This is a genomic window from Pseudoalteromonas amylolytica (assembly GCF_001854605.1).
Taxonomy (GTDB): Bacteria; Pseudomonadota; Gammaproteobacteria; order Enterobacterales; family Alteromonadaceae; genus Pseudoalteromonas; species Pseudoalteromonas amylolytica.
The window spans coordinates 131,468-154,442 of the sequence record NZ_MKJU01000027.1; the positions used below are offsets into that span (position 1 = coordinate 131,468).

General features: G+C 44.2%; 17 protein-coding genes. 11 read left to right on the forward strand and 6 right to left on the reverse strand.

The window, feature by feature from the left end:
* Positions 1 to 579: 579 nt before the first annotated feature.
* From BET10_RS12665 to BET10_RS12675, 3 genes are all read right to left on the reverse strand, one after another.
* Positions 580 to 2,166, reverse strand: coding sequence for an ATP-binding cassette domain-containing protein (locus BET10_RS12665; RefSeq protein WP_070985957.1), 1,587 nt, complete (start codon positions 2,164 to 2,166; stop codon positions 580 to 582).
* A gap of 297 nt (positions 2,167 to 2,463) precedes the next feature.
* Complete coding sequence (locus BET10_RS12670; protein ID WP_070985958.1) at positions 2,464 to 3,480, reverse strand: DUF4097 family beta strand repeat-containing protein; 1,017 nt, start codon at positions 3,478 to 3,480, stop codon at positions 2,464 to 2,466.
* Positions 3,481 to 3,722: 242 nt separating this feature from the next.
* Positions 3,723 to 4,112 (reverse strand): hypothetical protein, encoded by a 390-nt coding sequence (locus BET10_RS12675; RefSeq protein WP_070985959.1) that lies wholly within the window; start codon positions 4,110 to 4,112, stop codon positions 3,723 to 3,725.
* A 481-nt stretch (positions 4,113 to 4,593) separates the two neighbouring features.
* Here BET10_RS12675 and BET10_RS12680 point away from each other — a divergent pair, with 481 nt between their 5' ends.
* The 9 genes from BET10_RS12680 to BET10_RS12715 all read left to right on the forward strand — a co-directional run bounded on the left by BET10_RS12680 (position 4,594) and on the right by BET10_RS12715 (position 16,111).
* The gene (locus BET10_RS12680) at positions 4,594 to 5,061 is read left to right on the forward strand and encodes a DUF3293 domain-containing protein (protein ID WP_070985960.1); all 468 of its coding nucleotides are present in this window, start codon (positions 4,594 to 4,596) and stop codon (positions 5,059 to 5,061) included.
* Positions 5,062 to 5,244: 183 nt separating this feature from the next.
* The gene (locus BET10_RS12685) at positions 5,245 to 7,647 is read left to right on the forward strand and encodes a hybrid sensor histidine kinase/response regulator (RefSeq protein WP_070985961.1); all 2,403 of its coding nucleotides are present in this window, start codon (positions 5,245 to 5,247) and stop codon (positions 7,645 to 7,647) included.
* 99 nt (positions 7,648 to 7,746) lie between these two features.
* Complete coding sequence (locus BET10_RS12690) at positions 7,747 to 8,466, forward strand: glycoside hydrolase family 25 protein (protein ID WP_083330532.1); 720 nt, start codon at positions 7,747 to 7,749, stop codon at positions 8,464 to 8,466.
* Positions 8,454 to 9,383 (forward strand): hypothetical protein, encoded by a 930-nt coding sequence (locus BET10_RS12695; RefSeq protein ID WP_070985962.1) that lies wholly within the window; start codon positions 8,454 to 8,456, stop codon positions 9,381 to 9,383. Before BET10_RS12690 ends, BET10_RS12695 begins: the two co-directional genes overlap by 13 nt.
* 248 nt (positions 9,384 to 9,631) lie before the next feature.
* Complete coding sequence (locus tag BET10_RS12700; RefSeq protein WP_170829150.1) at positions 9,632 to 12,238, forward strand: TonB-dependent receptor domain-containing protein; 2,607 nt, start codon at positions 9,632 to 9,634, stop codon at positions 12,236 to 12,238.
* Positions 12,239 to 12,273: 35 nt separating this feature from the next.
* Positions 12,274 to 13,131, forward strand: a complete 858-nt coding sequence (locus BET10_RS12705; RefSeq protein WP_070985964.1) for a substrate-binding periplasmic protein — start codon at positions 12,274 to 12,276, stop codon at positions 13,129 to 13,131.
* A 45-nt stretch (positions 13,132 to 13,176) separates the two neighbouring features.
* The gene (locus BET10_RS21845; RefSeq protein ID WP_240503692.1) at positions 13,177 to 13,734 is read left to right on the forward strand and encodes a cache domain-containing protein; all 558 of its coding nucleotides are present in this window, start codon (positions 13,177 to 13,179) and stop codon (positions 13,732 to 13,734) included.
* Positions 13,721 to 14,842, forward strand: a complete 1,122-nt coding sequence (locus BET10_RS12710) for a methyl-accepting chemotaxis protein (protein WP_240503693.1) — start codon at positions 13,721 to 13,723, stop codon at positions 14,840 to 14,842. Before BET10_RS21845 ends, BET10_RS12710 begins: the two co-directional genes overlap by 14 nt.
* Before the next feature lie 51 nt (positions 14,843 to 14,893).
* Positions 14,894 to 16,111 carry an Nramp family divalent metal transporter gene (locus BET10_RS12715; RefSeq protein ID WP_070985965.1) on the forward strand — a complete coding sequence of 406 codons (1,218 nt, stop codon included), beginning with the start codon at positions 14,894 to 14,896 and terminating at the stop codon, positions 16,109 to 16,111.
* A gap of 92 nt (positions 16,112 to 16,203) precedes the next feature.
* On the opposite strand, the gene BET10_RS12720 is transcribed toward BET10_RS12715, so the two are convergent.
* The gene (locus tag BET10_RS12720) at positions 16,204 to 16,695 is read right to left on the reverse strand and encodes a hypothetical protein (RefSeq protein ID WP_070986132.1); all 492 of its coding nucleotides are present in this window, start codon (positions 16,693 to 16,695) and stop codon (positions 16,204 to 16,206) included.
* A gap of 75 nt (positions 16,696 to 16,770) precedes the next feature.
* Positions 16,771 to 17,547: a thioesterase II family protein gene (locus BET10_RS12725; protein ID WP_070985966.1), complete on the reverse strand. Its 777-nt coding sequence runs from the start codon at positions 17,545 to 17,547 to the stop codon at positions 16,771 to 16,773.
* Between the two features lie 252 nt (positions 17,548 to 17,799).
* Here BET10_RS12725 and BET10_RS12730 point away from each other — a divergent pair, with 252 nt between their 5' ends.
* Positions 17,800 to 19,839: a bifunctional 2',3'-cyclic-nucleotide 2'-phosphodiesterase/3'-nucleotidase gene (locus tag BET10_RS12730; protein WP_070985967.1), complete on the forward strand. Its 2,040-nt coding sequence runs from the start codon at positions 17,800 to 17,802 to the stop codon at positions 19,837 to 19,839.
* Positions 19,840 to 19,951: 112 nt separating this feature from the next.
* Positions 19,952 to 22,135, forward strand: a complete 2,184-nt coding sequence (locus BET10_RS12735; RefSeq protein WP_070985968.1) for a DUF6359 domain-containing protein — start codon at positions 19,952 to 19,954, stop codon at positions 22,133 to 22,135.
* Between the two features lie 50 nt (positions 22,136 to 22,185).
* On the opposite strand, the gene BET10_RS12740 is transcribed toward BET10_RS12735, so the two are convergent.
* A complete protein-coding gene (locus BET10_RS12740; protein ID WP_240503694.1) occupies positions 22,186 to 22,932 on the reverse strand; it encodes an alpha/beta hydrolase family protein in 747 nt (248 codons plus the stop codon).
* Positions 22,933 to 22,975 lie beyond the last annotated feature (43 nt).

Here is a 22,975-nt window from a genome sequence, read left to right on the forward strand (position 1 = left end):
TGAAACAAGTTCAGGGTGACGGGGTTTGGAGTTGAGTGACGGGTTGGGAATTGGGTGAAGGGTTGGAAGTAGGGGAACGGAATTCGACTTAGGAAAACCATCGTCATCCTGACGAAGGTCAGGATCTTGTGTCGGTTTTGTTGCAATGAGCACATGGACCCTGAAACAAGTTCAGGGTGACGGGGTTTGGAGTTGAGTGACGGGTTGGGAATTGGATGAGGGGTTGGGAATTGGATGAGGGGTTGGGAATTGGATGAGGGGTTGGGAATTGGATGAGGGGTTGGGAATTGGATGAGGGGTTGGAAGTAGGGGAACGGAATTCGATGCAGGAAAACCATCGTCATCCTGACGAAGGTCAGGATCTTGTGTCGGTTTTGTTGCAATGAGCACATGGACCCTGAAACAAGTTCAGGGTGACGGGGTTTGGAGTTGAGTGACGGGTTGGGTACAGGGTGGCGGATTGGCAGTCGAGGGATGAGGTCGCGCTATTGATTTGTTCAGGGGATGTAATGACTGTGCTGTGAAAGTTAAATCAAATACGGTTCGCTCCCAAGCCGTCAACCCCCTTTACAGTTTCGATTACTCTGGATTTAAAGAAAGCTCATGGGTTATGCCTATGTTTGTTAAAAAATACTCATCATGACTAACGATTAGAAAGCTGCCTGAGTAGTCGCTTAATGCCTTTGCGAGCTGTTTCTTTGAGTCAAAGTCTAGGTGGTTGTCAGGTTCGTCGAGTAATAATAGTGGGGTGGGGCTTTGCTGACTTGCGCAAAGCATACTGAGTTTCATTTTTTCTCCGCCGCTTAGGGTACTAATTGGCTGGCTGACTTTAGTTTTTTTCAGCCCTACTCCCGCAAGTAGAGTACGTGCGACTGAGTGTGTTAACTCTGGACAAGTTTGCATTAAGGTGTCTAAACAGTTTTGGTGGGACGTTAGGTGTAAAAAGTGTTGGTCGATATAGCTCAAAGTGGTGTTGATTGTCACTGAGCCAGATTTTGCAGAGCGTTGATCTAGTAGCACTTTTAACAGGGTAGATTTACCACTGCCATTGGCACCTTGTATGTGCCATTTTTGCTGCTGATAAATGTTAAAGCTGAGCGCTTTTTGCTGGCCAAAGGGAAGTGTTAATTGCTGTGCGCTGACTAACGAGCGCTTATTGGTGTCTGCTTTGGATAGTTTGCCTAAATAAAGTTGTTGGGTTTGGTGTTGTTGCTGTTTGAGCCTTAATTGAGCGTGTTTATCTTGGAGCTTTTTTTGCCGTTGCTGTTGATTTTTAAGGTTGCTCGATGCGTTCGCTGTGGCGCTGTCTTTTTTGCTATTGAGTAGCACTTTTGCTTGGCTACCATTTGCTCGCAGTTTGTTGCCTTGAGCGGCTCGCTTTTGTGCCTTTTCTTTATTGAGTTGCGCTTGTCTTTTTACTACTAATTGTTGCTTGCGCACGGCGTTAATTTGTTTGCTCAGTGTGCTTTGCTCGGTGTGTTTTTGTATTAAAAAGTTATCAAAGTCGGTGCCATACTGTTTTAATCCTAACTCACTTAGCTCCCATATTTGGCTTACTTGCTTTAGCAACGTATGGTCGTGACTAACCAGTAAAACATGGCCTCTAAACGCACTCAATTGCTCGGCTAGCCACTGCCGGCCATCGGCATCAAGGTGGTTAGAGGGTTCATCCAGAATGAGTAATTCGGCATTGCTGTCAAAAAGTTGCCAAAGACGCAGACGCGCAAGCTGGCCGCCGCTGAGGTGTTTGCAAAGCATGTGATAGTCATTGGGTAAGCCTATAGCAACGAGCTGCTGAGACAGGTTTTGTGGCAGTTGCCAATGTTGCTCTACCGCGTCAAAAAGTGCGGGTTCACAGTGGCCGTTGCTGATTTTTTCCAGCGCTTTGAGTGTACTGTCGTGACCAAGAAATTGCGCGATGGTAGTTGAGCTATCTAGGTGTTGCTTGGCATGTTGATCAAAAAAGCCGATGGATGCTTGGCTGTGAATGCGACCTTGTGTTGGCGCTAATTGTTTAGCGAGTAATCTAGCTAAAATAGACTTACCAGCCCCATTTTTGCCAACCAACCCGATGCGAGTGTGGTCAATGGAGCAGTTGAGGGCGTTAAATATTACGTTGCCATCAGCAAATTGGTAACTTAGGTTTTGTGCGGTTAACACGGGCATCGTGGCCTCCTAATTATTCAAATAGGGGCAGTCAACGAGGCCAAACAATACAACTAAAAGGTAACGCTCAGTCTAAATGTGCGTACAAGCAAAAATGAAAAGGTATAAACGCATAGCCACGCTCACTAACCCTGTAGATCCAAAGAAAATAAATGAAAATGGATAACAGGCATTAGTTGTTCATGTTGGCGTTCACTCCTTGAAGTAGGTGGGATGGTTAGTCTAAGGGTTTAGAGGTTAAAAATAAAGCATCACGCAGCAATATGGTGTTTAACTGCGTGATGGGTATGGTGTCGGTTAGCGTATTTTAGTGCCACCTTTGATATCGTTCGTGCGTACATCGCCCGAGCTATCGCTCAAAATTTCTAGGCTTTGTGCAGTGTCGATATTGATGTCGCCCGAGTCATCGTCAATGGTCACAGCCTTTGCGTTGCGCACCCAAATGTCGCCGCTACCATCTTCTATTTTTACATCACCACGGGTGTTATTGACTTTAATATACCCAGAGTCATCATCAATGCTGACGCTTTGTGCACCATCAATGGTTAAATTACCAGAGCCATCAACCACAGATACAGACCCCGCGATTGAAGCAAGACTGATGTCTCCAGAGTCATCTTTTATCACGAGGTTATTGCCACCCACTATGTCCATATCGCCCGAGCCGTCAGTGATCTGCATATCACCTGTTACATTAGCAATCTCAATACCGCCCGAATCGTCTCGTAAGGTGAGCTGCTGTCCGCCACGGATGACTATCTCGCCTGAGCCATCGTTAATGGCCAAGTTACCTTTGGCATTGAGTAAAGTGATATCACCTGAGTCATCTCGTATCGTGATGTTGTCTCCACCATCAATCGTCAGTTCTCCTGAACCATCATTGATTTGGATGTTATTGGTCAGCCCTTTTATATCAATGTCACCAGATGAGTCGGTTAAATCTAACGCAAGTTGACTTGGCATGGTAATGGTCATATCTATTTTTGGGCTGTTACCACCAAAACGCCAAGTATTTTCAGAGTTAACTTTTGCAACCAGCTTTGCGGTATTACCTTGCTGCTCAAGTGTAAAAACAAAGTCATTTGGTTCTATGGTGTAAATGTCTGCACTGGCGGTGATCTCATCGGTATCTGACGAGGCAATAATTTTTAGATCACCCGCATTGGTCAATGCAGTGAGTGACGAAATGTTATTGGTAGATAGTTGCAGTTGGCGTTGTACATGCTCTTTTGCCTCTGCAGAGGCTGTATTAACATGAATGATGCAGCCACTTAGAATTAAGGTGCTCACTAAAGGGGTCAGTATTTTAAGCATGGAATGTCCCTGTATTTTGTTTTTGGTAGTAAATCGTTGTCCTTTCATGGAGCAAATAAGATGCCAAAAATTTAGTTATTGTTTTTTATAAGCTTTTTAATATTTTTGCTGATTTCATTATTCACTTTTTTAGTGGCTTATGCAATATATTGGTCAGATTGACTAAAGGTGTAGGGGGTAAGGCAAGGTTCTGTGTGTGGGAACTTGGATGAAGTGGCCAAGCCACCCCATCCGGTAGAGGTTTAGTAGGCTGTAAAGTAGCTCACATTTACATCGCCCTCATGATACAGGTAGTTCAGTTGATGATAATAAATATCCACCACTACCGTTGCATAGTCAGTTCTAAATGAGTAAACATTCGGGTCTTTAGGGATTGAATAATAACACTCTGCCTGGCTAAACAAGTAGACGTCTTCGCTTGGCTGCGCAAAATAGTACACTGGTTGTTGCTCACAGCCTTGAAGCTCATAACCAGAGTTGTTTAACTGCTCTTTCACCACTTGGTATTTACGACCAAACTCTAATACTTCTTGCGTAGTATAATAGCCTGACGCTAGGTCTGGTGTAGCTAAAGATGAAAAGCTAGCAGATGAAATTAGACCAAAAATTGTGGTTAACAGTAATTTTTTCACAAGAAAATTCCTTCTAATTTAAAAGTGATTAATGCCTAAATGGCGGGTGTATCCTAACGTTTAAATTGAGTTCATCAAGTTAAACTTTGGTTACAGTTTAGCGACGTTTTTGATTTTAAAAATTGATATAAATCAATAGTTAATGTTGGCTGTTTGCGTGTCACTTATATTTGCCAACTGTAAATTTATGACAGCTTTTAACGCGGTTAAATATTATAGTCTGGAACTTGAATATTAATAATTTTAGCTCTATTGTTGCCGGTTTTTTTATTTGATTAAAAGTGATTTTTTGTATTAATTTTGTTCTTCTTGTTGCGTTTAGCTAATTAGTTAAAAAGTGCTGCTTTTAGTTACCTATAGAGGCTTATATCTTGGTAACAGGCGCTGTTATCAACCCCCTTTACAGTTGGTAAGGGCCAAGTCACTGTTTTGTGGGCTAAGCTGTGTTAGAAATGTGCATCTGGTCGTTAGGAGTCTTAATGTGGTAAATGAACAGCTTTGGGAGATCTATCATCAGGTGTACTTTCAACCTTGTGATTTACGCAACTCACTAGTGCCTGGCAACCGTGGTCAGCGGTTTCCAAAAAGCGGCGCTATCATTAGTATTTGGAATCCGTGTGGACAAATATGTACACATAGGAAAAATAGGTTGTTTGCTCATAAGATTATTAATTGTCTCAATAACCAAGGGTTGCGTTACTCATTTTTGTGGGGCGGCGACAGAAATATGCGCTACAAGGAGCTCAGTGTGTTCGTGTCGTGCCCGTTTCATACCGCCTTAAAGTTAGCCAAGCAAAGCCAGCAATTGGCGTTTTATTATATTGATGATGCAAGTGCACTGTGGCTGATCAGCACCCATGCAAGTGAGCATAAGCAACGTGTTTGTGGATCTGCAAAGCGTAGAATCGTGAATATGGGCGGCAAAAGAGACAATATGGCGCTGAGCTAGTCAAAGAGTATCGAAGGTGCTGTGATACTTTGATGCTAAGGGTTGGCTTAATACTCGATATTTTACATCTTACCTTATTGTATTTATTGCTAATTTAAATCAAAAATAACAGCAATCATTGTTAGAGCCTGAGCGTTTTATCTACTAGACTGTAGTGCATGTTTCTCATTCTAATAAGATGATATGCGTTTAAAGAACCAATTGGTTGGTTTAATGCTTGGCTGTGCGTTGCTGCCGTTACTTGTGATGTTCTGGCTCGCGATAACCCAAAGTAGTGAGCAGGCCAAACAACTAAGGGTGATTGCAGCACAAGCGGAAGTAAACAACGCTGCGATGACCTTTGAGAGATATTTTAGTGCGCGCAAAGCTGAATTATCGACCATGGTGAATGATAAGCGTGTGCAAAGCATGGATTTTGCACAAATGAAAGCTTACCTCAAAGACGCCAAGGCTCGCAGCCAAGGGGGTTATGAAAAGTTTATTGTAGGGGAGTTGGACGGCCGCTTTTATAACACGGAAGGTGGCAACCCCGCACAAGGTATGGTCAGAACCTTTGATGACACAAACCCAAATGCTGAGCCAAAAAGTTTAATCAAACGGGATTACTGGCAAGCCACGATTGGGCAGAATATTGAAGCTCGCCCCGTAGTCTATGTATCCGACCCCATGATTTCCTACACCACCCATACCAAGCAAATAGTGGTCAGTGCCAGTATTTTGGATGAACAAAATAAGCTTGTAGGGCTATTGGCAGGAGCAATAGCTTGGAATGAAATTGAACGGTTAATTACTCAGGTCGAAAACAATATAGCTGCGTCATTTGCGGGCAAAGCACGCATTATGTTGGTATCTCGCCATGGTGCTTATATTTCTCATTGGGACAAAGAAAATATTGTCCATTTGAAAACTGAAGAGGGTGAGTGGGTCAATGAAGTGAGTGGCGAGCGCGCATCTCAGTCACACTATATTACCCAACATGATGACCCTCAGATAAAAGCGCTTGGACTGCGAAAGATAGCCGGGCATCGAGGTTATGAGCAGATCACAGACCCAAATACCCATCAGCCGCTACACGTATTTTTTGCCCCAATAGACTCAGCTAACTACAGTATTTCCATTGTTCTAACTGATGATGTCATGTTTGCTCAGGTACATGAACTGCGAACATTATTTTGGATTGTACTGGTGTTTGTACTCACCTTGGTATGTGTCGTTGCAATATGGATTTCAAACGTCATTTATAAGCCCATAAAATCGCTCACTGAAGCGGCGAGATATATGTCATCAGGCAATTATGACCAGCCAATGAGCAGCCATAATAAGGGCGAGTTTGGAGAACTTACGCGCGCCTTCGAGCAAATGCGCAACAAGTTGCGTCAGCGAGAAGGTAAGCTTGCGGAGCTGGTTAATACACGCACTCAAGAGTTAGAAGAAGCCAGACAACAAGCTCAGCAAGCACTGCAAGCCAAAGGTCGCTTTCTAGCCAACATGAGTCATGAGATCCGTACCCCAATGAACGGTATTTTGGGCACTTTGGAGCTACTAAACAATAGTTCTGAGCTTAGCAAAGAGCAGACCCAGTTATTAAAAATCTGTACACACTCAGGCAAGCATTTATTGAATGTGATCAACGATATTCTAGATTTATCTAAGCTCGAAGAGGGGCATGTCACAATTGAGTACAATGATTTTGCGGTAAAAGACCTAATTGAAGATGTTAATCATTTGCTCACCCCGTTGGCTGTCAAAAAAGGATTGCAGCTTGATTATGTGATAGATGATGAGGTGCCCCAATTTATTCGCGGTGACCAGGCGCGTTTGCAACAGATCTTAATCAACTTAGTTGGCAATGCCATTAAGTTTACAGAGCAAGGGCAAGTGCTGGTATTACTTAGAAATTCAAGCTTTGGATCCGCAAAGAAAGTGGACTTGAAGTTCGTTGTTTCTGATACCGGAGTAGGTATTTCACAGCAAGATTTGCAGCATATCTTTGAACCGTTTAAACAGGCCGATGGTAGTAAAACACGCCGATTTGACGGTACTGGACTGGGCCTGAGCCTGTGCAAGGAATTGTTAGCCCTTATGGACGGTGAGATTGGTATTGAATCCAAGCTTGGCCAAGGCACAGACGTGTTTTTTAGAATCCCTGTAGAGGCCGTGTCTAGCCTAGATAAACCCTTACAGCAACAGGTATCATCGTTGTCTGAACTCAAGGGCCATGTGCTACTCGTTGAAGACAATGATGTTAATCTGATGGTTGTGACGGCAATGCTGAAAAAGCTTGGCCTAGAGGTGAGCACAGCAAAAGATGGTTTGCTTGCGCTTGAGGCACTTGAAACACAGCGCTTTGATTTGATTTTGATGGACGTTCATATGCCGAATTTGGATGGTCTTGAAACATCCAAACGGATCAGACAAAACGGCACACTTAAAAACCTGCCAATCATCGCTTTTACAGCCAATATATTTAAAGAAGACATTAACGCTTGTTTCAATGCTGGTATGGACGATTTTATAAGTAAGCCTGTGGAACAAGCGAAACTGAAGGAAGTGCTCGCGCGTTGGCTTAATGTTAATCACTTGTGATTTTTATCTTGGTGGCAAGGTAAACTGTTGATATATTTAATATAACCTATTGAAGAGTATTAAGTTGGCGGCTTTTGCTGTGAACATCAAGGAATAGAAATGAATTATAAACTGGTAATTAAGCTGCTGCTGATGGTGGTCATTGTTGTCTTATGCGTTAAAAGGCCAGTGCTGTTTGCTTCTGTTGCATGGCTCAGTGCGGATAATGACTCTGTTTCGGTTGTGCAGGGCATTGATGTCTCTCACGATCAAGGCCAAGTAGATTGGCAGCAGGTGGCGCAAAGCGGCATTGCATTTGTTTATCTCAAGGCGACCGATGGTATTACATATACCGATCCTAAATATTTCGATAACTTAGCGGCCATCAAAAACACCTCGTTGGCGGTGGGAGCGTACCACTTTTTTGAAGCTGAAGATGCACCAGAGCAACAACTGAATAATTTTCTATCGCGTATCAAAGGTAAAGGGCTCACATTAGCACCTATGGTGGATGTGGAAATCACTCGTGAACAAAGCGCAGAACAAATTAAGTCTCGGCTACATGAATTTTTAACTGGGCTTGAGCAGCAGCTAGGGTGCAAGCCCTTGGTGTACAGTAATAGTAGCTTATGGCAGGCTAATATTGGTCCATCGTTCAATGACTATCCATTTTGGTTTGCCCACTACGGCGACACCATGAATCCTCCCGAAGGACTTGAAAATATTCAAATTTGGCAGTATTCACAGACCGGCACCGTGGCAGGGATCAACACCTTAGTTGACCTAGATAAAGTGCTAGATGGTAAACACGCATTGGAGGCGCTCAAATGCAGTTATTAACATCCTTTCATCAAGAAGCTAAGCAACAGCGGTATCGGATATTTGCACTTTTAAGCTGTATACTTTTTGCCTGGTTACTCATCGCCATTGTACAAGGCCATTTTGAAAACAGCGCTTTGGTAGAGGACAATAAACAGTTGTATCAATCCAACTTACAATATTTGCAACTGGTCGAGCAGCAGATCATGAAAGATTTAGCTGACGTGAACGCTCTAAACGCTGCGCTCAACGTTGCAAAAAGTAGCCAATTTGGCATCTCATTTATTGTTGATTTTAACGTACAAATAGGTAGTTTGTTGGCGGATTTCTCCAGCTTGTTAGAAAAAAGCAGTCACTATTTGTTTTGGTCGTTAGCTCTGGTTGGTGCGATACAGGCGCTTACCTTTTTGGCCGAGCAGCTGTCACCTTGGCTATTGCAAGTGGGGTTGTTATACAGCATTGTGTGGGCGGCGTTATGCGTGATAAAACCGCAGCTGGTATATCGACCAAGCCTACAGTGGCTGGGTAAAGCCTTTGCATTGGTATTTGTATTGTGTCATATCGTGATACCTTACAGTATTCATGTGAGTGCAAAAAGTTCTCAAATAGTTGCCTCGGAATTGGGCCATAAGGCGGATTTAGGCTATTTTCGTGATGTAGCTAAGGAGATGAATACCAGTTTATCCAGTACCGATCTTAAGGAACATGCAAAGCATGGTGTTAAGGTGTTACATAAGTCGCTCGCGGTGAAGCTGCCAAATAAACTGTTAAAAGCCAACAGCGTGGTTACTCATAACTTGGCACATAAGTTTATTGCTTTTGTGTTACTCCCTTTGTTGTTTGCTGGGCTACTTTTTTTGCTCATCAAGCGTTGTTTGCATAGTTTATTAGGCACGCCCCCTTCATTCATTACAGAGCTAAAGGCAACAGCCAAATAGCACCAGAGACTCCACATTGCCCTGCCTTGACCCTTTACTGGTTTTGGTGGGGTTACACCTCATTGTGTCCTCACCACTTATTACTTTGCGCGTCTATTAGGCTGCTCTTGCGCTTAAATACGCATTTTTGATGTATTTAGTCAATACCGAACTATGATTTATTAAGCTTGCATTAATTTTGCGTACTCTTTGCATCACAAGGGCACCATTGGCCCAAACGCTCACTGTGAAATTGATAAGGGGATATGATGAGCAATAACCATCCTAAGTTGCTTTCTTTATTTTGTATTATGGCAATGACCACCACCGCTTATGCTGAAGTTCAAGAACAAACATCCATTGAAACGATCACCGTCACCGGTTCACGTATTAAACGATCGGTACAGTCAGAAAGTTCGTCACCTATTTCAAGTACAGAATTGAGCGATCTTGCGGATATTGGGGCCAATGACGTACGTGACCTTATTGAGGTTTTACCCTTCAACGCAGGCTCACAGAATAACTCAGACAATTTAACGCAAAACTTTACGGTGGGTACCTCAAACGTCAATCTACGCGGTCTAGGTGTATCTTCAACCTTAGTGCTACTCAATGGTATTCGTCAGGTTACATCCGCCGTTGTAACCGACCAAGGAGCGAGCTTTGTTGATACGGCCTCTTTGGTGCCTGCGCTGGCTATCAAACGCGTTGAGATACTCAAAGATGGTGCTTCGGCAATTTATGGTTCGGATGCGGTTGCGGGGGTTGTTAACTTTATTACCCGAGATGATCTCGAGGGCGCCGAAGTACAATACGAGTATCGTACTCGATGGAGTGAGGGTAGCCAAGATGAGACCAAAATAGACTTTGCTTATGGTGGGTATGTGGGAGATTCTGCACATATGCTGTTTGCAGTGAGCTTTTTGGAGCGCTCCAGCTTATTGTTGGATGAGGTCGATTGGGTGAAGCCAGCAACCAGTAGCTTTGGTAATCCCGGCAGCTTTGTGATCCCCTCATTAGCCGATGAAAATAACCCAAATGGCTTGACCGTTGCGGATCCGAATTGTGAGGCTAACGGTGGAAGCGTGTCGCAGAGTTCTAACGATAACTCCTTCTGCTTGTTTGATTTTGCACCTCAGATCACCGCTGTTCCTAATGAAGATAGGCTACAGGCGTATGCACGCGCACTGTGGGATTGGAGTGATACGACTAGAATGTGGGCGGAATTTGGCTATGCGCGCAATAAAATCAGTCGTGAAGTATCTCCCAGCTTTCCAGTGCTTAATGCGCCCAGTGTATTGGTCTCTCACCCTGATAACCCATATGAAGAAGATGTATTCTTTCGTGGCAGGCCTTATGGGGTGGGCAAACCTACCGAGATCAATTATTACGACCATACCACATCTCGTTTCGCCTTTGGTGTCGACGGTGAAATAAGTGATGGCATCTATTGGCAGGCTTCCTTTGTGGCTGCGGCAAATGATGCGTTGGTTAACCCAAGAGATGTTATTACTGATAATTTTCAGGCTGCACTGCATGGTTTTGGTGGCAACAAATGTAACGGTACAACCGCGTCTGAGGCTGGGGTAGGAGAGTGTTATTATTTCAATCCATTTGATCCACAAGACCCAAATAATGAGCTACTGAGAGACTTTATCATTGGTGACTATATTGGCGATGCTGAGTCCGAAATGCGCGTCTTCGAAGCGGTTATAACGGGAGACTCATTGTTTGAAGTGGCAGGAGGGGATGTGGGTTACGCCATCGGGATACAGTACCGTGATGAGTCGATCACCAATGTGTATGACTCGTTTACACAACAGGATAGCTTTGCATTTCTTATAGGTAATCAGAACTTTACAGGTGAGCGTGATGTAAAAGCTGTGTTTGCCGAAGTACTTATGCCAATCACTGAAAATCTAGAAATAGGTGCAGCGGTGAGATATGAGGACTACGGTGATTTTGGTGGTGACACCACTAATCCCAAATTTTCATTCTTGTGGCTGGCGAGCGATACGCTCTCGCTTAGAGGCACTTTTAGTACTTCCTTTAGAGCGCCATCCGTACACCAATTGCAAGGCGTACAGACTAATTTTGCTAACATCACTGACCCAGAAGATGGATCAACCACCTTTGGGGGAAACCGCACCATAGGAGACCCTGATCTGGTGCCCGAAACCTCAGAAGCGCTTAATCTAGGTCTCACATATAGCTATGATGAATATGCATTTGATATCGACTATTGGGATTTCTCATTTGAAGATGTACTCACCAGAGAAAGCCACCAAGCAGTGGTGAATGCTAATCCGAATGACCCTACACGCGTGATCAGAACATCAGCTGGCACCATTTCAATCGTCAATACTAAGTTTGTTAACGCCGAGGCAATAGACACATCAGGAATCGATATAAACGCCTCAACGATTTATCAAAGTGACTTTGGGGATTTCTCTCCACAATTAACAGCAACTTATCTACTGCGTTACGATTTGATGGATGCCAGCGGGCAAACCACCGATGGACTCGGTCAACTCAACCTCAATACCGTGGGCAATCCATCACCACGCTTACGAGGCAGCATAGGCTTAAACTGGTCAAACGGCATACATCGCGCCAATGTTTTTATTAGGCATGTAGCGAGCTACAACAATGATGTGAGCGATGAGTCAATTGATGCCTTTAATACACTCGATGTGCAATACAGTGTGAATATGGGGCAAGTGCTCAAAGGCGACTCTGAAACTAAACTGACGCTTGGCGTTATCAACGTTACCGATGAAGCGCCACCCTATGTTGCGGTTGCGGGCAGTTATGACCCTCGCACAGGTGACCCAAGAGGACGTCGTGCCTATGCAAAACTACAGATCAGCTTCTAATTCATTGAGGGCCGATTGGTTGTCGAGCAGTGAGTATGTGCAAGTGGTTTGGCACAATAGAGTCACAAGAGAAGCTAGATATGGCTGGTAAATTAATCTTCTCGGCGGTGTTTTTGATGGGGCTGTTGTGGCCCCTAGCAGCGCAGGAGCGGGTAATTCGCTTGGTGACGCTAGAGTATCCACCCTATGAGTTTCAGGGGGCACAGGATGCAAGTGGTATTGCAGTCGAAATTGTTCGTGAAGCGTTTGGTCGTATCGATCAACCTTTTTCGATTCAGTTTTTGCCGTGGGGGCGTGCTATCAGAGAAGTTAAAAATGGTCGGGTGGATGGCATATTTACCATTTATAAAACACCAGAGCGGGAAACCTTTATGAGCTATTCCAAGGAAGTTTTGGTGCAACAGTCCATAGGTTTTTTTGCTCGCAAAGAATATCCAATTTACTTTGATGGGCGCATTGCGTCGTTGTCTCCTTATCGTATTGGAATTGTAAGAAAAGTCAGCTATGGCGAAGAAATAGATGCGGCGCTGGCCAAAGGCGTGTTAGAAAATATTGTAACCACAGATACTGGAATTAACAGTTTTAAGCTATTACTAGCAGATAGAGTGGATGTGGTGATCAGTAACCAACTCGGCGGTTTGGAGATACTCAAGCAGTTAGGTATAGAAGATAAAATTCGCCAAGTCCCTTCTTATGACTACGACATACCAAGTTATATTGCATTTGCAAAAGAGCCTTATTTGGAAGGGGTTAAACAACGTCTAGACATCGCCATCAGAGCAATGAAAGAAGATGGTTCTTACCAGAAAATAATCGCAGAGTATTTGCAGCATTACCGAAGTATTAAACCTGTGATAAGCACGCCAGTTGGGTCTGCTCAGTCGGTCAATTAGTTTAGCACAGGAGCAGGGCAAGCGCTTTGTACGAGGAACAAAAGCATGAAACTCACCATAAAGTCCAGACTGATATTATTGTCTTTGATCCCTATTATCATCATTTCGTCTGTTGTGATTACGCTCACCTACAGTGAAGCGACTATGCTCAGTGAGGCGCAAGAGGCATTAAGTCGCAAAGAAATGATGCGTATGAAGCGAGACGAGCTAAAAGCTTATTTAGAAATTGCCCAAAGCGTGATCAAACCAATCCAAAATGAAGGGCGGCCACTAGAGGATGTGATCACCCTATTGAAAAACGTTAAATTTGGAGAGTCAGGTTACTTATTTGCGTTTAGAAGTGATGGTACGCGGGTGATGCAAGGAGATAGCGATCAGGGAATTGGCAAAAACTTCATTGATTTAAAAGATAAAAGAGGAAATTATCTGGTTCAAGATATCATCGACTCGGCGAAAAGTGGCGATGGTTATTCTGTGTATTACTTTCCGAAACCGGATCAAACCGAGGCTATCCCCAAGTTGGCGTATAGTATTTATTTACCCGACTGGGACCTTATCGTTGGCACTGGGTTTTACACCGAGGATGTGGATGCGTTTGCTTAAATCTATGCGTGAGAAGAACGATAAGCAGGTGGTAAAAAGTATTCGTGATATCTTGTTGTTTACACTCATTATTTCGATCGTAGTGGGTATATTTGGTTTGCTGATCAGCAAGAGTATCACCGTGCCATTATCGAAGTTTGAAGATACCATAGATATTTTTGCCGCCAGAGACGCGGACTTAACCGCGCGTATTCCAGATTTTACTTTACCTGAGTTTGATAGCTTGAGCCGCAATTTCAATATTTTTCTCGGCCAGTTACACGCATTGATCATTAAGGTTGCTAAGCTGACCAACGAAGTGGTTAATGAAACCAAACAAATCGCAACGGCCTCTTCTGAAATAAATTCGTTGTTGATGCGCCAACAGTCTGAGACCGAAATGATAGCAACCGCAATGACACAGCTCAGCGCTTCTGCTGAAGAAATCTCTCGCAATGCTAACGAAGCGGCAAACTCAGCAAAAAATGCCAACCGCAGCGCCGATGATACGCAAAACTCGGTCGATGAAGCGACTGATTCAGTGAATACCTTGGCGCAGAAGCTTGACCAAGCCAGTGATGTAATTTTAAAGCTCGAAGGTGATGTAAAAAATATCTCAAGCTCGTTATCAATCATTCAAGAAATTGCCGAGCAAACTAACTTATTAGCACTTAATGCAGCTATTGAAGCAGCTCGAGCAGGCGAGCAAGGTCGAGGGTTTGCGGTGGTTGCTGATGAAGTGCGTGAGCTTGCCACGCGCACGCAAAAAAGTGCAGCACAAATATTAGGTGTGATAAAGACGCTGACTGATGGCTCGAAAGACGCAGTACAAGCTATGGACTCTAGTAAGAGTTTTAGTGCGCTAACGGTTGATAAGGCCGCCAGTGCATCCGAATCCTTACAAAATATTGTGCAGTTTATTCACGAAATTCTAAATGTTAATGAGCACATTGCCAGCGCGACAAAAGAGCAAAATATCGTGGATAAAGAGATCAGCGAGAGAACTGAGTCCATCTCTGAACACTCCAAAGAGTCTGCGGCTATAGGGGATCGGAATTTGGAAATTAGCTCCAAGCTCAGTGAGAAAGCGGGGGAGTTAGCTGCGATTGTGAATCGCTTTAAAATATAGTCATCATTGTACAAAGCAAGTGCCAAGGCGGCAGAGAATGGGAAGATAACCATGCTAAAAAGATTAAATAACTATGGACCTGGTGTTATTGTGACAGCGGCGTTTATTGGTCCGGGCACGATTACCGCATGCACACTTGCAGGCGCGCAGTATGGCTACGTTTTACTTTGGGCACTGGTGTTTGCAACGGTTGCAACCATTATTTTACAAGAAATGTCGGCGCGAGTGGGGATAGTGACGCAAAAAGGGTTGGGTGAAGTGATTAATCACTCACTTCATGATTCTATATGGAAGTGGCCATTGTTTGCGCTGATCATTGTCGCCATATGTATCGGAAATGCGGCCTATGAGGCTGGCAACCTAGTGGGGGCTGCGCTCGGTATTGAAGCAATCACCAACCCCAATAAATGGATTTTTAGGGGCTCTATCATTGCTTTGACGGCAATTGGCGCGGTGATCTTAATGCAAGGTACTTATCGGCAAATAGAGCGTATTTTGATTACTTTGGTGTGTGTGATGGCACTGGCATTTATCGTCACCTTCTTTTTGGTCAAGCCAGACCTTACCCAGCTATTTAAAGGGCTTGTCATGCCTGCAATTCCTGAGGGGAGCTTGCTGACGGTGATAGCGCTGATTGGCACCACTGTGGTGCCTTACAATTTGTTTTTACATGCATCGACTGCCAAATCTCATTGGTCTAAACCCGAAGATATTCCAAAGGCTCGCTCAGATACGATAGTCTCTATTGGTTTAGGGGGGCTGATCGCGATTTTAGTGACCTCTACTGCGGCCGCCAGTATTTTTACGTTTGGGCTGAGCGTCAATAACGCACTGGATATGGCAGTGATCTTTGAGCCGACTTTTGGCAGCCTTTCAAAATATTTGTTGGGCATAGGCTTATTCTCAGCGGGGCTAAGCAGCGTGATCACGGCACCGTTGGCAACAGGGTATGTGATCTCTGAGATTTTGCAGTTAAAAGGAGATGTGAATTCTAAATCTTTTAGACTGATCACTATAAGTATCGTTGTGATCGGGGCTGTTTTATCAATGGCCGATGTTAAACCGATTCAAATCATCATTCTTGCCCAGTTTGCTAATGGTTTATTGCTACCCATTATTGCTATGTTTTTATTGTACGCGATGAACAATAGACAGCTGCTTGGCCGTCATGCTAATACCAAATGGTCTAACTTTCTTGGCTTTTCGGTGCTTATTTTTACCGCCGTTTTAGGCGTAAGGTTGATAGCTAAGGCACTTGGTTTGTATTAACTGACATACTTATTGGACCTTGTGTGAAATAGCCATTCATTTTATATAAGTGCACTTATAATGTTTGCAAATACTTACTAACTCAAGGTGTGCTAACGGGTCATTTTCCCAATATTCACTGCTTTCACTTCCGTGATAGTTATATCGCGAACATGGCGCATGGATTGCCACATCAATCTGTGGCCTTTGGTAAACCGCAATAGCCTTACACGTCTTTGCCAGCGCTGAATCTCTTCATCGGTAGCGAGTCTTAACGGTCCAAGTTGACCTGCCAGTCGCACTGCTGGTTGATGCAAAAACTGCCCTTTTAATAATGATTGAAACCAAAACCACTTACTACTATTTACCGCTAAGATGCAGACGTTGGTATTGTGTTTGGCGTTGCTGGGGAGTTGTTTCGTAAAACGTTCAAAGTAGCAGGCTTGGGCCTGGCCATTGGTTAAAGTGCCTAGCATCAAAGAGCCGATTGGGGTGAGATGTGGTGAGCCATTTTCATCTACTGAGGCGATAGCATAATGCAACGAAGAAAATAAAGAAGCCTTACACACGCTTTTGGCACTTTGCCATTGTTGTTCTGAGATCATGAGGCTTCCTTGTTCTGCTTTTAAGTCCATAAAAGCAGAACACCATTACCGAGTCAAATAATGCTTTAATACCAACTATGCGCTGGTGAGTGCACGTTCAGTATAAAGCTGCTTAACCACCTCACTAAACGCCTCTCCAACTTCTTGATTGGAACTGTCGATAAAGAAATGATCACCTTCAAATAAGGTGAAGGTGTACTCTCCTGAGAAGTACTTTTGCCAATCTTGTTGCTCCTCGACGGTAATTTCGTCATCCTTGCCAGCAAACACACTCAAGCTACATGGGCTCTTTTCATCGCCAGTATATCGATAGGTGTTTGCCAGCTTGAAGTCAGCACGTAGTACCGGCATGAACAATGTCATCAGTTCTTCATGTTCTAACACCGCAGGAGGCGTGCCATTGAGGCTTTTCAGTTTGGCTTTGAATGCTTCATCATCTAATAAATGCGTTTTTTCGTGGCTGCGGTCTTTACCTGGGTTTGGACTACCTGAAGCTACAAAGTGGCATGGTCCGGTCATGCCGTTTAGGCGCATTTTACGCTGTGCTTCGAATGCTACTCTGGCACCCAAACTATGGCCATAAAATACGAAATCGCAGTTTAAATGTGGGGCAAGCTCTGTGATCAGCGTATCTGTTAATTCATCCATACATTGTGCTGGTGGTTCACTAATACGCGCGCCCCGTGCTGGCATCTGGATGATGATAAGCTCCACAAAGTCTGGCAGTGTATCTTTCCAATCACTGAATGATCTAACGCTACCACCTGCATAAGGGAAACAGATAACTTTGAGTGATGCCTGTGGGTTAGGCTTAGGAATAAATAGCCATGGGCTGTGTGATGCACTACTCATTTCTCAATCCTTTTTTATTCTTTTTAAATCAGTTATGCATTTTAGTTTACCTTGGTGGGCGACAAAATGAAACGTGCAATAATGTCCAAAGTTCAATGCTGATTGGATGAAAATTATCCAAAATTCCTCAATGTGACCGTCCCTAAAAAGTCATATTTATTGCACAAATATGCCATGAATAATTCGCTTAATTGTCTTTTTAGATCTCTATAGTACTTGCTCTAATTCTAGATAAATCAAAGAGCAAGGACTATGAAGACAAAGTTATTACCATTAGCAATATTGTGTGGCTCTAGCGCATTATTTGCTGGTTGTTCAGACTCAGACAACAATAAAATAAAGACGCCAAGCGAAAAGCAACCTGTAATTATTACTGAGGGGACGCAAATCGAAGTTCGTTTACTTGAGACCACGGATCTACACGCAAATCTGCTGAACTTTAATTATTTCTCAGATAAGCAAGATGATAAGGTTGGTCTGGTAAAAACAGCTGCTTTGATCCGTCAGGCGCGTGAGCAAGTGAGCAACTCAGTGCTGGTTGATAATGGAGACTTGATCCAAGGCAGTCCGCTGGGTGATTACATGGCTAAAATCAAAAAGCTAGCGGATGGTGAGGTACATCCGGTTTATGCTGCGATGAATACGCTTGAATACGATGTTGCGAATATTGGTAATCATGAATTTAACTTTGGATTAGAGTTTTTGCACGAAGCCATTGATGACGCGAATTTTCCTTATATCAGTGCCAATGTGTTTAAAGATGACGGCGATGATGATGACAGTAATGATGAACCATTGTTCAAACCTTATGTCATTCAAGACAAAACCTTCGTTGACCTTAAGGGCAACAGCCACACCATCAAAGTCGGTTTCATTGGTTTTGTACCACCGCAAATCATGCAATGGGACAAGGCCAATCTCGAAGGTAAAGTGATTGCCAAAGACATCATTGCGATGGCAAACCTTTATGTACCTAAGATGAAAGCAGAAGGCGCGAACTTAATTGTTGCTATTCCACATTCTGGGCTGGATGTGAGTGCTGACAAACCTATGGCTGAGAACGCCAGTTATTATTTGTCGAAGGTTGAAGGCATTGATGCAATTATGTTTGGTCATGCGCATGCAAATTTCCCTGGTGCGCGCTATGAAAACCTGACTGACCATGGTATTGATATAGACAAAGGCACCATAAATGGCGTAGCCGCAGTTATGCCTGGCTTTTGGGGAAATCACCTCGGGATTATTGACCTAACGCTGGAGTATAAATCTGGCCAGTGGCAAGTGAGTCAATCTCAATCCTCGTTACAAGCAATTTATGAAACTGACGAGAACCGTATCACCACCGCTTTGGTTAATAACGACGCTCAAGTTGAGTCTGCGGTCCACGATGCTCACCAACAAACGCGCGAATGGGTCAACGCCCCATTTGCTAAGATCACGGGGCCCGTTAACAGCTACTTCGCGCTTGTCAATGATGACCCATCGATTCAAATCGTGACCAACGCGCAAACTTGGTACACGCAAAGGATTGTCCAAGGGACGGAGCTTGATGGTTTGCCCATACTCTCTGCTGGGGCTCCATTTAGAGCGGGACGTGGCGGCGCGGATGACTACACTTCAATTCCATCGGGTGATATTGCTTATCGCAATGTGGCTGACCTGTATATTTACCCCAATATTTTAAAAGTGCTCAAACTCAATGGCGCGCAAGTTAAAGAGTGGTTAGAAATGTCGGCGGGGCAGTTCAATCAGATAGACGTGCAAAGCAACGATGTCCAAATGCTGATCAACAGTGACTTCCCTTCTTACAATTTTGATGTGTTAGATGGTGTGACCTATCAAATTGATGTGACCCAACCTGCTAGATACAACGCCAAAGGCGAAAAAGTCTCCGATGGCCAACGTATTGTGGAACTTAAGTATCAAGGCCAGCCTGTTGCGCACGACCAGCAATTCTTAGTCGCTACTAACAACTATCGTGCCTCTGGTGGTGGAAACTTCCCAAATATTGGGGCGGATAAGATAGTGGTGGACTCTCCAGATGAAAACCGCCAAGTGGTTGCCGACTATATTGCTTATCAAAGCCAAGCAAACAATGGTGAAGGCTTAAATCCTGCGGCCGACATGAACTGGTCTTTTGCGCCAGCTGCCAACGTACAGATCCAATTTCCCAGTGCCAATAGCGCTGAGGCAAAGGCATACAGCGAACAGTTTACTCATATCATTACCACCGAACAGGTGGATGAATCAGGCTTTGCTATTTACCAACTCGATTTGACCCAACCGCAGTAACTTGTGGTTAAACCCTAGCCCCTTGAGTGGGGCTATTTATTTTCAGCCCTAGCTGATGTCTTGTTGATACAAAGAGATAGGGATTTCTAACTCAATAACGGGAATTTTAAAAATGAAATCTATGTATAGATATAGTGCATTAGCGTTGTTGTTCGGTGGTACGCTTTCACTGAATGCACTCGCAGCAGATGCATATGACTGGAACAATGTTGCACCGGTTAAAACGCCAAGCATAGCTAATAACAACGGTAAAACCGTCTACTTTGATGTGTCTCACGGCGGTGTTGAAGGCAATGCGGACTGGGTTATTGATGGCGCATTTTCTGATTTCGCTGATGCTTTGGTACAAGAAGGTTATACCGTCAAAGAGTACCGAGGCGTTGACTTAAACAATGATGGTCGCATTCGCTTTTATGATGATCGCAGCGTTGGAGTAAATCAGAACGAAGCGGTTATCACCTATGATGCGATTAAAGAAGCCGACGTATTTGTACTTGCTGAGACTAACCGCCCATTTACTATTAGCGAGCAGGCAGCACTAGAACAATTTGTTGCATCAGGAAAAGGGATTTTCTTTGTTGCGGATCACTATGATGCCGACCGTAATTTAAATACTTGGGATGCAACAGAAGTTTTTAATGGCTATAACCGCTCAGATTTAAGCAAATACAATATGGGTGGAGCCTACGGTGACTGGCGTAACCCAAAGAATGCTAACGCAGGCTGGTTAGTTGATAACTTTGGTATTCGTTTTCGCTTTAATGCGGTGGATTACAAGCAAGGCGTGAGCGGTGTTGTTGAAAGTTCAAAAACGGAAGGTATAACGCAAGGTGTACAGCCTATTTTGATGGCAGCGGGAGCAACTCTGGCGATAGTTAACCCACAAAAAGCAAAAGGCTTGGTCTATTTTTCACAAACAGACACCCCAGTTAAATGGCGACACGCTAAAGATCAGGGACTATATTTTGGTGGCGCAGCGGAAGGCCCGTATGCCGCCATCGCAAAATCAGGTGCAGGTAAAGCGGCATTTATTGGTGATTCTTCACCGATAGAAGATGCAACGCCTAAGTACCTTCGTCAAGATAACGGTAACACCAAAAAAACCTATCCAGGTTGGACGGACACGGGCAACGCTGCCGTGTTGGCAGTAAATATCGTAAATTGGTTGGCAACGCCTGAAAGTTATCAGTATTTCGATGGCAGTAATGGTCACACCAGCGGTGTTGCCACACCGACTCCAATGGCGACTCAAGAGTATAGCGACCCTAACAATGGGCAACCATGGGGGACGCCTGCAACAGGGTTTAATGCGTGGGATACTGACACATATAAAAACAATTCCTACAATGCGCCATACGGAAATGGGCAAACCAATCCCGATCCTGACCCAGATCCGACACCTACACCGGGCAATACGGTCTCAGTAGAGCAAGCTTTGGCATCAGCTCAGGGAACTGATTTAGTGGTGATTGGCAAGGTTAGCGCAGCTGTAAACGGCATTTACGGGTTAGAGCTGACGGACTTAAACAACCCAGCCAGCCACATCTACGTAAAGCTTGAAAGCGCGCAGCGTGGCGATTTTAACCCCCAGCTCAATCCGAGTATTTTAAATCAGAATATCATCGTAACAGCTAAGCGCGACAGTTACATGGGCGAACCTGGGTTGCGTTATGTCAGTGATATTCAAATTGCGCCGACGGCTTTATCTGTAGAGCAAGCATTGGCGACGGCGCAGGGTGAGAGCATCGAGTTAACTGGTCGAGTAAAGTCGGCACTGAATGATATCTATGCACTGGTACTGGAAGACAGCAACAATCCGAGTTTTACCATTAACGTTAAACTTGAAAGCGCTCAGCGTAGTGAGTTTAGTCCGCAGCTCAATCCATCTATTCTAAATGCACAGTTACTGATCAAAGGTGTACGCGACAGCTACATGAGCGCACCGGGTGTGCGTCAGGTCAGCTCGATTGAAGTGGTTGGTAATGGTACGACGAACCCAGACACCGGTAGCGATATGTCAGTAAGCGAGGTGTTAGCTTTAGCAAATGGTCAGGCTGTAGTGGTAGCGGGTGTAATAACTTCTCCTGTTAATGGTCAATATGCGCTTGAACTAAGTGATGATAACAATAGCGCGGATAACTTATACATTAAACTGGAGTCTTCACAGCGCGATGCTTTTAGCCCGCAGCTAAACCCAAGTGTATTGGGTAAACGGCTACGCGTTGAAGGCATCAAAAATGATTATATGAGCCACCCTGGTGTGCGCAATGTCAGCAAGTTGACCTTGCTAGATTAAAGAGTTTACCCAAAGACTGGTTAGGGCCGTAAGGCCCTTTTTTGACGAGACTAAATTGCTTTCAAGGCTTCGCAGTCAGTGTCATCTAAATGTAGTTCAATCAAGCGGTTAATACGGGTTTTAAGCCATTGTGGGCCGTAGTCACTCATGTCGTTGTGTCTGGACTTATCTATGGTGACCACACAGCTTTGATATTTTTGTTGCTCTGCAAGCGTTGGCAGCACACCTGGGTCAGCTGGGTAATCGCTGGCACGAATCGATAACACCCGAATGTCACGGGTACGTGGCAGTGGCACGCGGCGATGATCCAATGTAATGATATCCTTGATGAAGCTCACCTTTTGGCTGGCCAGTAAAGATGAAATATCACCGCCATTGGAGTGACCAATCAACATGAGTTGGTCGAAATTATAGTGTGGATATTTTTGCTTAAGCTGCTCGTGTACCACTGCAATGGTGACTGTACCTCTGAGCCAGTTTTCTTGACGGGTTTCAAACAATTTGCCAGTGATCGACAAAGGCGGATCGCCGGGTAGTTCATGGGCTATTGCAACGGTTAAATAACCTCGTTGGTTTAACAGCTTCGAAATAAACTGATATTTATCATGTTCTACGCGATAGCCTGCGTTGATAAACGCCACTTTACATTGTGTTTGTGCCGTACACTGTGTCTCGTTAGTTGGCATGGTGATTTCCAGCGGAATCGTCCGGTTTCGCTTTTTATCGTCAATTGTTGAAGGGGTTGCGTGTGCGCCAAATATGGCACATAAGCTTAGCAAACCAATTATACGTTTCATCATTGTCCCTATTGATATTTCTTTAATGCTAAAATGTATCATG